The organism is Enterobacter cloacae complex sp.6700776 (genome assembly GCF_048284255.1).
Classification (GTDB): domain Bacteria; phylum Pseudomonadota; class Gammaproteobacteria; order Enterobacterales; family Enterobacteriaceae; genus Enterobacter; species Enterobacter intestinihominis.
Genome location: NZ_JBLVYK010000007.1, coordinates 135,848 through 150,795 on the forward strand (window position 1 = coordinate 135,848; position 14,948 = coordinate 150,795).

Genomic DNA, 14,948 nt, shown 5'->3' on the forward strand with positions numbered 1-14,948 from the left:
CTACACCGTGTCAAAGCCTCACTATTTTCCCGGCATCGCCTCAAACACCAGCGTTTCCAGCGGTTGCAGCGTAATCACCACAGCGTTTTTATACTCCTCTGGTACGGTCGAATTACTGCCGTACACGGCTTTCAGGGTAAACTGCGAGCGCTCTCCTGCCGGGATCTCAAAATCTTTGGTTAAATCCAGGTAGTAACGTTGCGGCTTATCCGACGGGTTGCGTAAACCAAAAATCGCTTTGTCTTTACTCCATGAGGCCCAGCCGTAAACCTCAAGCGAAGTTGGGTCACCGCCAATCCAGTGCGTATCCACCAGCACGCTGGCATTCTCACGCGACCATTTCGCCGCCTGTGCCAGGGTGTCCCACTTCGCCTTGTTAAGCATGGACGGCGTGATGTACAGCTCCTGAAGTTGAGTTCCGGTCGCGAAGTAGCTCCAGACCTGATCGGCAAAATCACCGTCCGTTTGTACTTTCTCCAGTCCATAGTAAGCGTTCTCTGCACTGACGATCCCGTGGTACATCAGGGAGTTCAGCGGGAACAGCGGGCCTTTACGTACGATGGAGCGATAAGTTTCGGCATCCCGGTAGGTCATCCACTGCTGCACTGGCGTGCCGGGACCGTACAGGTTGATATCATCGCCCTGACGCCAGATTGAATCAGCATAGAACAGCCAGGACGGGCTCGCGTCGGTCCCGGTGGTCAGGTTGATAAACAGGTTCGGGTTTGCGCTGCGCATGTTGTGCAGCAGGGCAATGGACGCGTCAAAATCCGATGCAAATGGGCTGCCCTTGATATGCGAATTGGCGTTACCCATTCCGTCGAGCTTGAACGAGGTAATGTGCTCGTTTTTGATCAGCTTAATGATCTGATCGTTAAAGTTTTTAAAGTAGTTCGGCCCCGACAGCGCCAGCTTGCCGTCTACGGTTTCGAAACCATACTCTTTTGCATGCGAGACGCGAATATCGCGCGGCTTGTTGTAACCGCCCCACGGTGAAAGCCACAGCCCAACCGAGCTATGCAGGCTATCGGCTTTTTCCCTGACTTTGCCAAAACCGTTGCTGAATGCCGGGCCAAACAGCCAGCGTCCGGTGCGATCGTCCCAGCCATCGTCCAGCAGGAACGCGTCCAGCGCCACCCCGCGTCCGGCAATAAATTCTTTATTCCATTCGTCCATTCGCCCAATGACATCCTGCTCGGAGTAAGGAGTAAAGAAGCCGATGTCCATCCAGCTGTTGTAGTGCAGATAAGGCTTATAAGGCCGCGGGCGCACGGCATCGATAAACTGGTTTACGCTGCGCCGCAGCTGATTAGTTTCCGGGAAAGTGCCGAACCAGGTGGTAAAACTGACCGGTGTCTCAGGCAGAATTGGCGTTTTCAGCTCCACGTTGAGGTTCGTGGTGGCTTCATAAGCGTAAGTATTCACAATCGGTTTGTCTGGCAGGATGAAGAACGAGTCGGCCACGATTGGCGAGCTGTTAATCGCCCCGTCAACGTAAGGTGCCTGAGACTGCTTCTTCGTCGGGAAGAAGGTCATTTTCGCTACGTCCCGCGGCTGCCCGACGGCGGCGATGGTGTAGCCGATGCTGGCGTATTTTCCCTTCACCAGGTTCAGTTTCACCGTTACGTTAAAATCCGGATGCGTAAAGTCGATGACTATCGCGTTGTCCTGCTTTTCGACGTGCTTGATTTTGAAATCAGCGGTGTGGATTTTTGTTTCATCCGGCAGTGTCAGAAAGAACAACTCCTGTGGCGTGAGCGGATGGTTAGCCTTGCTGTCCGTTACTACTACCGTTGCATTTGCATCATCAAACGAAAGGGCAATATTGTTGTTACTGAGCGCGTAGTTTGCTGCCGCCGCGCCATGAGAAACACAGAGAGCCAGCAGCGAGAGAGTGAGCCTTGTTTTCATCGGGGTAAGATCCTTATCAGTAATGCTTCAGCATTCGGTTGATGGACTGTTCCAGCCAGTAGCGCTGGGTGCCGAAGTTAATACGCAGGTAGTTTTCGCCGTTTTGTACGTAGTGGCTGCCATCTTCGATGACCACGCCAGCCTGTTTGGCGAAATGTTGGGTTAGCGCCGTCGCACTGCGATCGTCCGCACTGACGTCTATCCAGGCGAGATACGACGACTCCGGGTTCATCATCTTCCATGCAGGGAAGTGGGTCTGGATGGCATCTGCAAGGTAGCGGGCATTGCCGCGCAGATAACCATTCAGCGCGTCGAGCCATGGCTGACCTTGCCGATAGGCCAGAATAATTCCCCACACGCCGAAGATATTGGGCGAGGTAATGGAGTTCTTCTCCAACTGCTGGCGGAAACGCTGGCGCAGCGAATCGTCTGGAATCATTGAGTAGGATGTTTTTAGCCCGCCAAGGTTGAAGGCTTTATTGGGGGAGGTCAGCACAATCAGGTTGTCCTGGGCGGCACAGCCCGAAGTCAGACAGCTGACGAATGTACCGTCCAGAATGTGCTCGGCGTGAACCTCATCAACCACCAGAATCGTGCCGTAGCGCTTACAGAGATCGGACACCTGGCGTATCTCATCCGCGCGCCAGATGCGGCCCGAGGGGTTATGCGGCGAGCAGAAGAACCACAGTTTTGGACGGTGAGTTTTGAGCTGAACTTCAATCAGATTAAAATCCAGCTGATAGCGGTTTTCCTTCACGCTCAGCGGATTTGCAAGCACCCGCACGCCCTGTCGCTGTGTCGCCATCGCAAACGGGTCATACACCGGGGTGTTCATCATCACGCAGTCGCCGGGATTGCAGAACGCCTGAACCGTATAGTGCAGCGTAGAAACGGTGCCGTAGGTCAGGGTGATCCATGACTTATGCACCTCAACCTGATGACGGGTGCGCTGGAAGGCGATGACCGCATCGTAGAATTCGTCGAAGCACCAGGTGTAACCGAAGGTGCCATGCTCCACGATGCGCTGAAAGCCTTCAATCACGGCGGGTGGCGAGGTGAAATCCATGTCTGCTATCCACAGCGGGATAAATCCCTCCGGGACATCACCGAAACGCGAACACACAAACGCATGATCCCATTTACGGCATTTATCGCTTTTACGCTCAATGATTCTGTCGAAATCAAACACAACGACCCCCTGTTAAATTAAGGCTTCAATGCCGGATTTGACGCTCTGCACCTGCGGGCCGATGATCACCTGAACGCTGTGGGCATCAAGCACCACGACTGACAAGGCGCCAGCGGCCTTCAGCGCCTGCTGGTCGATAAGCCCCATATCTTTCACCACCAGACGTAAGCGGGTAATGCAGTTGTCGAGCGACTCAATATTCTCTTTACCGCCAAGCGCGCGAAGAATAAGCCCATGATCGTATTTTGATTTTCCACGTGCCCGGGTATTGGCTTCCACCGCCTGGAGCGCACCCTGCGCGTCAACCTCACGGCCTGGCGTTTTTATATCGTGCTTGAGGATGTACCAGCGGAAGACGAAGAAGTAGATAGCAAACCAGGCAATACCCACCGGGAACAGCAGATACCATTTGGTCGACATCCCCTGCATGACGCCGAAGATCAGCAGATCCAGAATACCGCCGTCAGTGTTGCCGATGGTGACGCCGAGCAGCGCCATCACCATCAGCGCCAGGCCAGACATAACGATATGAAACGCGTAAAGCACAGGGGCAATAAACAGGAACAGGAACTCAATCGGCTCTGAAATACCCGTGACAACTGAAACCAGCACGCCTGAAAGCAGCAGCCCTTTAATCACCGGACGGTTTTCCGGGCGCGCGGTGCGGTAGATAGCGTAAGCGACGGCAGGCAGGCCGAAGATAAAGGTCGGCATAAACCCTTGCGATAAAAATGCCGTAACGTGCGGGCTAAACGGCAGACCCGCTTTCAGCTCGGCGTAGAAAATGTTCAGCGCACCGGCCACTTCCTGGCCGTTAACCATCTCAATGCCGCCCGCCGGGGTGAAGCGCACCATCGCCAGCAGAATGTGATGCAGGCCAAAAGGTTTGAGTAGCAGCACGCCCACGCCATACAGGAACGGTCCAAAGACGCTGGTGCTCTGGATGATATGACCAATCCCGGCAATGCCCATTGCCACATATTCCCACAGCAGGGGGATGACCAGGCCGACCAGCGACAGGGTGAGGGCGGTAACAATCGGAACAAAACGAATGCCGCTAAAGAAGGCAAATGCGTCGTGCAGCACCGTGTCCTGGAAGCGTTCGTGCAGGAAGTAGGTGATCACCCCTACCACAATGCCGCCGAGCACGCCCATCTCCAGCGTTTGAATGCCAAGCACGATGGATTGTCCCACCTGTCTCATGGTGGCGGCATCCGCAAGCTGGTGGGTGGCGGTCAGGTAGTAGTTGATGCTCATGTTCATCAGCATGTAGCCAACGAATCCGGCAAAAGCGCCCACCGCTTTATTACGCCTGGCAAGGCCCATTGGGATCGCCATGGCAAACATCAGCGGCAGATAGGTAAAAGCAAAGCCACCGACCATGGCGATAAAACCAAAGGTGAGCTGCGTTAACTCACCGCCCAGAAAGGGAAAACTTTTGATGGTGGAAGGGCTGGTGACAGAACTACCGATACCTAACAACAACCCCATAAAGGCCAATAGCGAAACCGGGAACATAAACGTCTTTCCCAGGCTCTGGAAAAACTCCCACGCTTTCGATTTAAACGACTTTTCCTGTGTCATGTAGGGACTCCTCGGATTTTTAGGATAATGGAAGGCGCTGTCCGGCTTAAGGACGCGCCTTCATATTTGCGAGGCTTATAGTTATTTTTTAGGTACTAACGTTATGCGCGATGGGTTCAGGCTTCAGCCGGAAGCAGCAGGCGGTTCGCCGAGCCGCAAACGGTGATTTTGCTTCTGACCACCTCTTTCATGGCATCCATGCCGACGCGCATGTAGAAGCGCGGATCGTTGCCCTGTGGGTTCTCGGCAAACCAGGCTTTGACTGCGTCAGAGAAGGCGATTTTCAGCTCTGTTGCGACGTTAACTTTGCAGACGCCCAGCTCAATGGTGCGGCGTACATCCTCATCCGGAACATCGCTCGCACCGTGCAGTACCAGCGGCACTGTCACTACCTCGCGGATCTCGGCCAGCCGCTGGAAGTCGATTTTTGGGCGTTTGGTATAGAGGCCGTGCGCGGTTCCGATGGCAACGGCGAGGCTGTCCACGCCTGTCAGTTCGACAAAGCGTTTTGCTTCCTGCGGGTCGGTCAGGAACGCGCTTTCGGCGTCGACGCTCATGTCATCTTCCACTCCACCCAGTCGGCCCAGTTCGGCCTCGACGCTACAGTCGTTGAGGTGACAGAAATCGACGACCGATTTCACCAGCTTGACGTTTTGTTCGAAGGGGTAATGGCTACCGTCGATCATTGCGCTACGTACGCCGGCATGGACTTTGCGGCGAATGTCATCCAGCGATTCGTGGTGATCGAGGTGTAGCGCCAGCGGCATGTCATAAGTAAGGGAATATGCGCTGCACAAGGCGTAGATCTCTTCCAGCGCAATATGTTTAAACGTCCCCGGCGTACCCGCGAGGATCACCGGGGATCGCATTTCGCTACAGACTTCGAGGATCGCCTGGATCGTCTCGGCGTTATGAATGTTAAAGGCCGGAACGGCATAGCCCTTTGCCTGTGCGTCCTGCAAAAGATATTTGGTGGAAATAATACTCATGAGCCTGTCCTCTTAAGCCTGCCACGGATGAATAACGACGCCCTGGACCACACGGTTAACCGTACCGCTGGCGGATGGCGTATCTGGCGTATTGCCAACGTGCAGAGACTGGGTCAGTGCGAAGACCTGGGCGTACATCAGGAAGCAGAACGCCTGCTCCATATCGTTAAATGAACGAGAAGGCGGCAGCAGGATATGCGGGCCAGCTTCAATGACCGGATCCGTTTCGGCTGCAATGGCTACTACCCGCATAGCCTGACGATCGCGACGTAGCTCGGCGAGCAGATCCAGATCGTACTGACGCGTGTACGGATGGCTGGAGACAAACACGACGACCAGCGTTTCGTTGTCCACCAGTGACTTAGGCCCGTGACGGAAACCCGTTGGCGAATCGTAGAATGCCGCCAGCTTACCGGCGGTCAGCTCCAGCACTTTCAGCGCAGACTCCCGTGCGGCGCCCTGTAATCCACCGCTGCCCAGATAAACAATGCGTTTCCACGGTTCGTGACCAAAGACGCCGGGGCTGAAATCGCCAAGCGAAGTGAGGATCGCCTGACAGCGATCGGACACGTTCCGGAACGTTTTGCTGTTGATCGTTTCCGGTGCGAATACCGCCAGGCAGCTCGCCATCATGGTGGTGATGCTGCTTGTCATCGCGAACCCGCGATCGTGCGTTTCGGCTGGCATGAGCAGAGCGCAGGCGTTATCGCTGTCGACGGCATTCTGGTACAGGCTGCCCGCTTCATTACAGGTGATCGACAGGTGGTAGCACTCCGGTACGAACTGATTCGCCAGCTCAACGGCGGCGACGCTCTCCGGGCTATTGCCAGAACGGGCGAAAGAGACCAGAAGCAGCGGGTGCGCAGGGCTGAAATAATCCATCGGGTTGGTGACCAGATCGGTCGTAGGTATCGCGACGATGTTTTTCCCCGTGTGGCTGGCAAGCCATGGCGCAATGATGTCGCCGATAAAAGCGGACGTACCCGCGCCGGTCAGAACGATCCGCAGATCGGGCTTGCGCAACAGTGGTGTCAGAAAACTGTCGATCGACGCGCGCAGATTATCAATATTGTTGAGCGAGCGAAGCCAGCTGGCTGGCTGCTGGCGGATCTCTTTTTCGGTCCAGGTGCCGGTGGTGGCGGTAGTGGTTTGTGGCATAACTCAGTCCTTAGTCGTGTGAATTCCACATCAGACGCTGGCAAACGTGTCGCTATCTTTCGTTTCGTTTCACTTGTTCACTTTAGCAGTTAAATAAAATCTATAGAAAAGAAATCGAAAGTTCAATGGCGTAAAAGAAATAAAACGAAAAGTGTGATCCCGAAAGGAAAGGAGAAATTCAAGGAAAGGAAAAGAAAGGCCTTACGATCGTCTTCCGTAAGGCCAACAGGGCACACTGTGAAAGGGCTACAGGGAAAGAGCCTGACCCTGGATCCAAATCTGCCGGAGGTGTAAACCCGCATCCAGCGCAATAATATTGGCGCGTTTGCCAGGCGCTAACGATCCCAGCAGGTGATCCATACCGAGCAGACGGGCGGGATGCAGTGAAGCCATATGGATAGCTTGCTCTGGGGCGACCCCCGTATGCTCCACCATATTTCGCACGGCGGCATCCAGCGCGAGCGTGCTGCCCGCCAGCCCGCCTGAGGCCGTGCGGACAACGCCGCCCTGCATCTCGACATTTCCACCACACAACGTATAGCGTCCATCAGGCATACCCGCCGCCTGCATGGCATCGGTAATCAGCACCGTACGATCCTTCGCGCAGCAACAACACAGCCGCATGGCTCCAGGATGAACGTGATGCCCGTCGGCAATAAGCTCCAGCCACGCGCGTGGGTCCGTAAGGCCAGCGCCAACCATGCCGGGCTCCCGGTGGTGTAACCCCGTCATGCCGTTGTAGCAGTGCACCAGCCCGGCTGCGCCTGCATCAAATGCGGCCAGGGTTTGCGCGTATGTAGCGGCGCTGTGACCCAGCATGACGCGTATCCCTTTTTGCTTGAGGTGATGGATCGCCTTCAGGGCTTCCGCTTTTTCCGGAGCAAGCGCCACTACCCGCAGCGTGTTCTGCGAAACCGCAATCAGATCATCAAGTTCCGCGAGATCCAGTTCGCGAAACAGTTCTTGCGGATGTGCCCCTTTGTTCTGCGGCGTAAAGTACGGGCCTTCCAGATAGCTGCCCAGGACCTGCGCACCGGGGCCACCGACATGACAGCGTCGGGCAATGCGCCGTAACGCGCTATGGATCGCCTCCAGCGGAGCGGTGACGGTGGTAGGCAGAAACGCCCCCACGCCTTCACGCGCTTTATGCATGGCTAACCGGTCCAGCACGTCGGGGGCATCATCCATCACATCCACACCCGCGCCGCCGTGGACGTGGATATCAATGTATGCCGGGCAAAGCAGGTCTGCCTCGCGGGTGTTAACCCCTGCCGGAATCGGCTCGATGGCGGTGATGACGCCTCTATCCATGCGCAACTGATGGTCATCCAGCCAGCCCTGCCCGGTAAGCAGACGACGCGCGCGCAGCAGCTGGCTCATATCCCTTCCTCGGCGGGCGCTTCCTCGCGACAGCGTGCAAGCTCATCCACCAGGCTGGTCAGGCCGCGATGGCCGCACTCCAGCGCCTGCAAACGAAATGCTTCACTGCTTAACCCTTCGCGCTCCAGAACCATCTCCAGCAAAAGCTGGAGATTGGTGCCGGTGATCACTTCGCTGCCGGGGTGTTGCATCGCGAGGGTAGAGGCCACACGAAACGGCGTACCGCCGAGAAGATCGGTGAGAAACACGATATCGTGCTCTGCATCCAAATCATTCACTGCCTTCTCAAGCTGCGCGGTCAGCTGCGCAGTGGTGGAGCTTTCCGGAAAATCGATGGCTATAAACTGCGGCTGTTCGCCGAGGATTTGCTTCATCGCCTGTTCCAGCCCGCTGGCAAAACCGCCATGACCCGTCAAAATAATGCCTAACATCGCAACCTCTTTGCTTTTACAGGAAGTGACAGAATTTACCGACAACGCCCAGCACCACGGTGATACCAATCAGGCGCAGCGGGCTCCAGCCACGGCGTACCAGCCAGAACATGGTCAGGGTGTAGACCAGCGGCAGAAAGGCGGGCATCAGTTTGTCGATCACGTCGGTTTGCAGTTTGACGACCGCATCCCCGGCTTTAATCTCGAGTGTGGTATTCAGGCGCACATAGGTTGCCACCAGTGCACCAATCACCGTCATCCCGACAATGGACGCAGCATGACCAACCTTTTTGGTGTTGGCCTTGATCAGCGGGATCGCGGCGACACCCATCCGGTAGGCATAGTGCGCCAGACCAAAACGCAGGCCGAGATGCACCACGTTAAACAGCACGATAAAGACCACGGCGCCAAGAATGGATCCCTGTAGCGCCAGGCTGGCGCCAATCCCCCCACAAATAGGCAGCAGGGTTAGCCAGAACATGGCGTCACCAATGCCACCGAGCGGTGCACCGACGGCAATTTTAGTGCTCTGGATGCTGTTCACATCCTGCTTGGAACGCTCCATTGCCAGAATAATGCCGATGACGAAGGTCACCAGGAACGGGTGGGTGTTAAAGAAGCCCATATGGCCTTTCATGGCGCGCGCCAGGTCCCGCTTATTGGTGTGGATCTTTTTCAGCGCGGGCAGTAGCCCATACAGCCAGCCGGAGGCCTGCATTCGCTCGTAGTTGAACGAGGCCTGTAGCAGCATGGAACGCCAGGCGACACGGTTAATATCCTTTTTCGTTAGCTCAGCGCCAATACTCTGGTCTTCGTAGACGTTTTCATTCACGCCGGTCAGCAGCGTCTCTTCACTTTCAGACACGCCCGGCAGGGTGGTTGGATTAGATGCCATCTTCAAATTCCTCTTTCTGGGCCGCAGGCGCCGTCGGTTCAGGCGATTTGCGCAGCAGGTCGATCAGCGCCATCGCCAGCGCAGCCGCGGCAATCGCCAGCACCGGCAGTTTCAGCCAGGCCGCGGCGACAAAGCCGATAATGAAGTAAGGGATGTAGACGTTTTTCATCATGATCTTCAGCAGCACGGCGAAGCCGATCGCTGGCATGATGCCGCCCGCGACGCCCAGACCGTCGATCAGACGTTCCGGCAGGACATCAATGGCGGTTTTCGCGTGTTCAGCCCCGAAGTAGATGGGCAGAAACGCACACAGGAAGTAGAAGACGCCGAGCGCCAGCAGTGCCAGATAGTTGACCCGTTCAATACCACGGGTGTCTGCGTTAGCCGCCATGCGATCGCAGCGGGACATCACGCCGGACATCACCGAGAAGAGGAAAGTGATCCCCATCTGAACCGCCACGGCAAACGGCACGGCGACTCCAACCGCGACATCCGGTTTCACGCCTGTGGTAATGGCAAATGTGGTGCCAACGATGGTGCCGATAATCACGTTTGGCGGCTGCGCGCCCGCCAGCGGCGCGAGACCCATCCAGACCAGTTCTAACGTACCGCCGGTCAGAATTCCGGTGTGCAGATCGCCCAGAATCAGGCCAACCAGTGGCCCGAGCACCACCGGACGGTGCATGTGTGTTAAGCCGTTAAACATATCCAGGCCCGCGATAAAGGCGAGAAGCCCCAGCGCGAAAGCCTGCAACAGACTGATTTCCATTGTGAATCCCTCAGAGCAGTTTAAAGAGATCCAAAGCAGTCTCTGTTGGAACGCCCTGAACGAAGCATTCCACTCCGGCCGCCTTCAGGCCGTTAAACGCGGCGATATCGTTCGCGTCTACAGATACCGTTTTGGCAATTTGCTGTTTGCCACTGGCGTAATGCATATTTCCGACGTTGATACGGGTGATGGGCACGCCGCCCTCGACCAGCGTTAAAAAATCAGCCGGTGTTTTACAGACCAGCAGAATTTTCTGCCGATCGGCGGCGCGATGAATGTTGTCGATCACTTTTTGCAGGGACCAGAAACGCACGGCGATGCCTTCCGCAAGCACCATCTCCATCAGGTTTTGCTGAACCGGATCGTCTGCAACCTCGTCATTTGCCACCAGCACCAGGTTCGCCCCCGCAAACCCCACCCACTGTACGCCCACCTGACCGTGGATCAGGCGTTCATCAATGCGGCATAAGACAATGTTTGGCATAGCGTTTTCCTCTTTTTAATTATGCGTGTTGAGTCGTTACGCCTTCGCAGGCGGCATGGTACTGCTGGAGTATGTCCTGAATGTGGTCGAGAATGAGCTCCCGTGGTGTGGACCTGAGAGCACCCTCGCGAACTTTGCTGTACTGCAACGGCAGATACTGGCTGATCAGCGGCAGCGGGATCGGTTCATCCGCCAGGTTGCGTACCAGTCGCTCAAAAGCCTCGTCAATCTGGCTGTCTGGCCAGTAATAGCGCACGCGGTCGGAATAGCTGTAACCGCGGGCCAGGCGACGGGCATTGCCGTCGCCGTGATAGTGGCTTTGCCAGTATTCCGGGCGATCGAGCATCACGTTTTCCAGGACGTGACGCAGTCCTGAGCAGGCTTTTGCCGGCAAAAGCTCTTCTTCAATTGCAGCCAGGGAGAACAGCGCTTCGCGCAGCGCGAAGGTTAGCGCAGGGCCGACTTTCAGAATGGCGAAGTGATCTTTCACCAACTGGCGCAGCGCCTGCGGCGTCTGGTAATCGGTAGAGTGTGCCTCAAATACGAGCGTGTCGTAGGCTTCAACCATCTTGCTCAGTGCGACGGCTTTATGCGGTTGATAGTCACAAACGTGCGCATGGTCGAACTCAACGCCAGGCTGAACCACCAGGCCAATAATGCGCGGCCAGATGTCGCTTAACCCTTCCTTCTCGAATGCGTGGCGGTGTGCCTCAAGCGTGGCACGTGCCGCCTCTGGTGTGGTGACCTCAAGCTCGGTCAGCGTTTCGTGTGCCCCACCGGGAACCGGAACTTCCGTGCCGATAACGTAGACCAGATCCGCTACGCCAAATTGCTCGAGACAGGTGGTTTCGGCAATTTTAGCCAGCCGAGCGGCACGCCCGGCAACGATTGCATCGGTTAAAGGAACCGGATCGTCTTCGCAGGACATGCTGCAATCGAGGTGAATTTTTTTAAATCCGGCCGCCACGTAGCTTCTGATCAGATCGTCGGCGTTCGCCATCGCCTGCAAAGCTGGCAGGTTTTGCCAGCGGTTAGGACCTAAATGATCGCCGCCAAGGATCAGCTGTGAGGTGGGGAAACCGAGGGATCCCGCCAGATTGCAGACAAACCCATAAAAATCGGCGGGCGTCATACCGGTATAGCCGCCAAACTGATCCACCTGGTTTGAGGTGGCTTCAATCAGCAGAGGCGTCTGTTGTGAATGGGCGTAACGAATTGCAGCTTCAAGTACCAATGGATGTGCGGAACAGACGGCGTAAATCCCGTTTGTATTCCCCCGTTTATGTTGTTCCACCATTTCTGTCAGATGTTTCACTTTCCTCTCCATTTCGGATGGTGTTGGTATTCATCTTTCGTTTTGTTTCATTTGATACTGCATTATGGTGGGGTAAAAATAAAACGAAAGATAATAGTTTTCCGATCTGTTTCACAAAAGAAACATAATGAAAGGTTTCAGCGGCGGTTAAGCTTGCGTCTGCTCACCATACAGGGCTTGCATTCCCTCAAAAGAAAGGCGTTAATAAGCAAAACGAAATGAAACGAAAGTTTATTTACTAAGGAGCTCGTATGAGCAGCACCGATTCATCCGCAGAGAAGCGCATCACCGGCACCAGTGAAAGGCGAGAGCAGATCATTCAGCGGTTGCGGGCGCAGGGAAGCGTGCAGGTTAACGATCTTTCTCTTTTATACGGCGTGTCGACGGTGACGATCCGTAACGATCTGGCCTTTCTGGAAAAGCAGGGGATTGCCGTTCGCGCTTACGGCGGCGCGCTGATTTGCGAAGGCAATGCCCCCGGCGTGGAGCCGTCCGTTGAGGACAAAAGTTCCCTTAATACGGCTGTGAAGCGCAGCATCGCGCAGGCGGCGGCTGAACTGGTGAAGCCGGGTCACCGCATTATTCTGGACTCCGGCACCACGACCTTTGAAATTGCTCGCATGCTGCGCCAGCACACCGATGTTATTGCCATGACCAACGGGATGAACGTGGCAAACGCGCTGCTGGAAGCGGAGGGCGTAGAGCTGCTGATGACCGGCGGGCACTTGCGCCGTCAGTCGCAGTCCTTCTATGGTGACCAGGCGGAGCAGTCCTTACAGAATTACCATTTTGACCTGCTGTTCCTGGGCGTCGATGCCATCGATCTCGATCGGGGGGTGAGTACGCACAACGAGGATGAAGCCCGTCTGAACCGGAAAATGTGCGAGGTGGCGGAGCGTATTATCGTTGTCACTGATTCCAGCAAGTTTAACCGTTCAAGCCTGCATAAAATCATTGATACTCAGCGGATCGACATGATTATCGTTGATGAAGGTATTCCGGCGGAAAGCCTGGAAGGGTTACGCAAAAGCGGGATCGATGTGGTGCTGGTCTAAAGAGGCTTTTCCCCTCACCCTAACCCTCTCCCCATAGGGGAGAGGGGACTGCTCGGTGCGGTTTTTTTACCCTCTCCCCGGTGGGGAGAGGGCAGGATGAGGGGCCATCACGTCACCGGCGCCGGGTTAAACACCGCCAGCGAGTTATGCAATCCCCATTGATCGGAGAAGGTTTTCTTCCGCCCGCTTGCCACATCCAGAATGAAGTGGAACAGCTTCCAGCCCACCTCTTCAATACTCTCTTCCCCGGTGGCGATGGTGCCCGCGTTGATATCCATTAAGTCATACCAGCGGTTTGCCAGCTCGGTGCGGGTCGCCATTTTGATCACCGGTACCGCCATCAGGCCGTACGGCGTGCCGCGTCCGGTGGTAAAGACCTGTACCGTAATGCCGGATGCTACCTGCTGGGTGCCGCACACGAAATCACTGGCAGGCGTTGCCGCGTAGATCAGACCGCGTTTGGTTGGTCGCTGGCCAGGTGAGAGCACTTCCACAATCGCGCTCTGGCCGGATTTGGCAATCGACCCGAGGGCCTTTTCCACCACGTTCGCCAGGCCGCCTTTCTTGTTACCCGGAGACGGGTTGGCGCTGCGGTCGGTTTTGCCCATGTCGAGATAGTTATCGTACCAGGCCATCTCCTCCAGCAGGCGTTTGCCCACCTCTTCGTTAACGGCGCGCGGCGTGAGCAGGTGGATAGCATCACGCACCTCGGTGACTTCAGAGAACATCACCGTGGCGCCGCAGCGCACGAACAGATCGGAGGCATAACCTACCGCCGGGTTAGCGGTGACGCCGGAAAACGCATCGCTGCCGCCACACTGTGTCCCAACCACCAGTTCAGAGGCCGGGCAGGTTTCACGCTGGCGTTTGTTCAGCTTCTCCAGATGGCGCTCTGCCACCTGTAAAATGTCGTCGACCATCGATCTGAAGCCGACATGGTGTTCATCCTGAAGACGCACAATACTGGCCTCGTCAACCGGAATGGCTTTCACATCCTCAGTACCCTGCAACAGGCGTTCTGGCTGCAATTTTTCACAGCCGAGGCCAATCACCATCACCTCGCCGCCAAAGTTTGGGTTAAGGGCGATATTGTGGATCGTGCGGATCGGCACGACCGCTGCGGGCGCGTTGATCGCCACGCCGCAGCCGTACAGGTGGTTAAGACCCACCACGCCGTCAACGTTGGGGTATTTCGGCAGCAGATCGCGCTCAATAATTTTCACCACGTAATCCACGACACCCGCCACGCAATGCACGCTGGTGGTGATGCCAAGCAGGTTTTTGGTTCCCACGCTGCCATCCGCGTTGCGGTAACCTTCGAAGGTATAACCCTCCAGCGGAGGTAACGGCTCAGGGACGCGGGTAGCCAGCGGCAACGTCTCCAGCGGCGGGGCGGTGGGCAGCTCAACCAGCGACTCCTCAATCCAGCTACCCTGCGGGATAGCGCGCACCGCATAGCCGATGACTTCGCCGTAGCGCACGATTTCGCCCTGCGCCGGGATATCGACCAGTGCGACTTTATGCCCCTGCGGAATGTGCTCAATCAGCTCGAGCCCGTCCGGAAAGCGGGTACCCGCTTTTAAGCCATTGTCGTTGACAATAATCGCCACGTTATCGGTATCGTGCACTTTTATATAGAACGCCGTCGGCGACGCCTGTCGAATTTCAATATCGGCCATTGTTCACTCATCTCCAGCAAAATATCTGATACTAAATATAGCCAGATGGTTAATCGTTTCTTATTGAGGAAATAAAGAATGTCAGGAGAGGAAAAGTGAGAATGTGATC

General features: G+C 55.9%; 13 protein-coding genes. 1 reads left to right on the forward strand and 12 read right to left on the reverse strand.

The annotated features are described in order from the left end of the window. Window positions 1-21: 21 nt before the first annotated feature. From ACNQ0T_RS13165 to kbaZ, 11 genes are all read right to left on the reverse strand, one after another. Window positions 22-1,911, reverse strand: coding sequence for an enterotoxin (locus ACNQ0T_RS13165; RefSeq protein WP_032626403.1), 1,890 nt, complete (start codon window positions 1,909-1,911; stop codon window positions 22-24). A 16-nt stretch (window positions 1,912-1,927) separates the two neighbouring features. After that, the gene (locus ACNQ0T_RS13170) at window positions 1,928-3,100 is read right to left on the reverse strand and encodes a MalY/PatB family protein (protein WP_045308029.1); all 1,173 of its coding nucleotides are present in this window, start codon (window positions 3,098-3,100) and stop codon (window positions 1,928-1,930) included. Between the two features lie 12 nt (window positions 3,101-3,112). After that, window positions 3,113-4,684: a maltose/glucose-specific PTS transporter subunit IIBC gene (malX, locus tag ACNQ0T_RS13175; protein WP_022649499.1), complete on the reverse strand. Its 1,572-nt coding sequence runs from the start codon at window positions 4,682-4,684 to the stop codon at window positions 3,113-3,115. A 116-nt stretch (window positions 4,685-4,800) separates the two neighbouring features. Beyond that, window positions 4,801-5,673, reverse strand: coding sequence for a tagatose-bisphosphate aldolase subunit KbaY (gene kbaY, locus ACNQ0T_RS13180; protein WP_003861740.1), 873 nt, complete (start codon window positions 5,671-5,673; stop codon window positions 4,801-4,803). Window positions 5,674-5,685: 12 nt separating this feature from the next. Further along, the gene (locus ACNQ0T_RS13185) at window positions 5,686-6,831 is read right to left on the reverse strand and encodes an SIS domain-containing protein (protein WP_155025091.1); all 1,146 of its coding nucleotides are present in this window, start codon (window positions 6,829-6,831) and stop codon (window positions 5,686-5,688) included. Window positions 6,832-7,077: 246 nt separating this feature from the next. Next, window positions 7,078-8,211 carry an N-acetylglucosamine-6-phosphate deacetylase gene (nagA, locus tag ACNQ0T_RS13190; RefSeq protein WP_023307049.1) on the reverse strand — a complete coding sequence of 378 codons (1,134 nt, stop codon included), beginning with the start codon at window positions 8,209-8,211 and terminating at the stop codon, window positions 7,078-7,080. Then, a complete protein-coding gene (gene agaF / locus ACNQ0T_RS13195) occupies window positions 8,208-8,642 on the reverse strand; it encodes a PTS galactosamine/N-acetylgalactosamine transporter subunit IIA (RefSeq protein WP_022649495.1) in 435 nt (144 codons plus the stop codon). The genes nagA and agaF overlap by 4 nt, the downstream gene beginning before the upstream one ends. A gap of 16 nt (window positions 8,643-8,658) precedes the next feature. Further along, a complete protein-coding gene (gene agaE, locus ACNQ0T_RS13200; protein ID WP_022649494.1) occupies window positions 8,659-9,537 on the reverse strand; it encodes a PTS N-acetylgalactosamine transporter subunit IID in 879 nt (292 codons plus the stop codon). Next, complete coding sequence (gene agaW, locus ACNQ0T_RS13205; RefSeq protein ID WP_003861730.1) at window positions 9,527-10,306, reverse strand: PTS N-acetylgalactosamine transporter subunit IIC; 780 nt, start codon at window positions 10,304-10,306, stop codon at window positions 9,527-9,529. The genes agaE and agaW overlap by 11 nt, the downstream gene beginning before the upstream one ends. A gap of 10 nt (window positions 10,307-10,316) precedes the next feature. Continuing rightward, window positions 10,317-10,790, reverse strand: a complete 474-nt coding sequence (agaV, locus tag ACNQ0T_RS13210) for a PTS N-acetylgalactosamine transporter subunit IIB (protein WP_003861728.1) — start codon at window positions 10,788-10,790, stop codon at window positions 10,317-10,319. Window positions 10,791-10,809: 19 nt separating this feature from the next. Continuing rightward, entirely contained in the window at window positions 10,810-12,117 is a 1,308-nt protein-coding gene (gene kbaZ / locus ACNQ0T_RS13215) for a tagatose-bisphosphate aldolase subunit KbaZ (protein WP_032677146.1), read from the reverse strand. A gap of 239 nt (window positions 12,118-12,356) precedes the next feature. On the opposite strand from kbaZ, the gene ACNQ0T_RS13220 reads away from it, so the two are divergent. Next, window positions 12,357-13,160: a DeoR family transcriptional regulator gene (locus ACNQ0T_RS13220; protein WP_015571958.1), complete on the forward strand. Its 804-nt coding sequence runs from the start codon at window positions 12,357-12,359 to the stop codon at window positions 13,158-13,160. Between the two features lie 107 nt (window positions 13,161-13,267). Here ACNQ0T_RS13220 and garD read toward each other — a convergent pair whose 3' ends face one another. Continuing rightward, window positions 13,268-14,839, reverse strand: a complete 1,572-nt coding sequence (garD, locus tag ACNQ0T_RS13225; protein ID WP_023307046.1) for a galactarate dehydratase — start codon at window positions 14,837-14,839, stop codon at window positions 13,268-13,270. Window positions 14,840-14,948 lie beyond the last annotated feature (109 nt).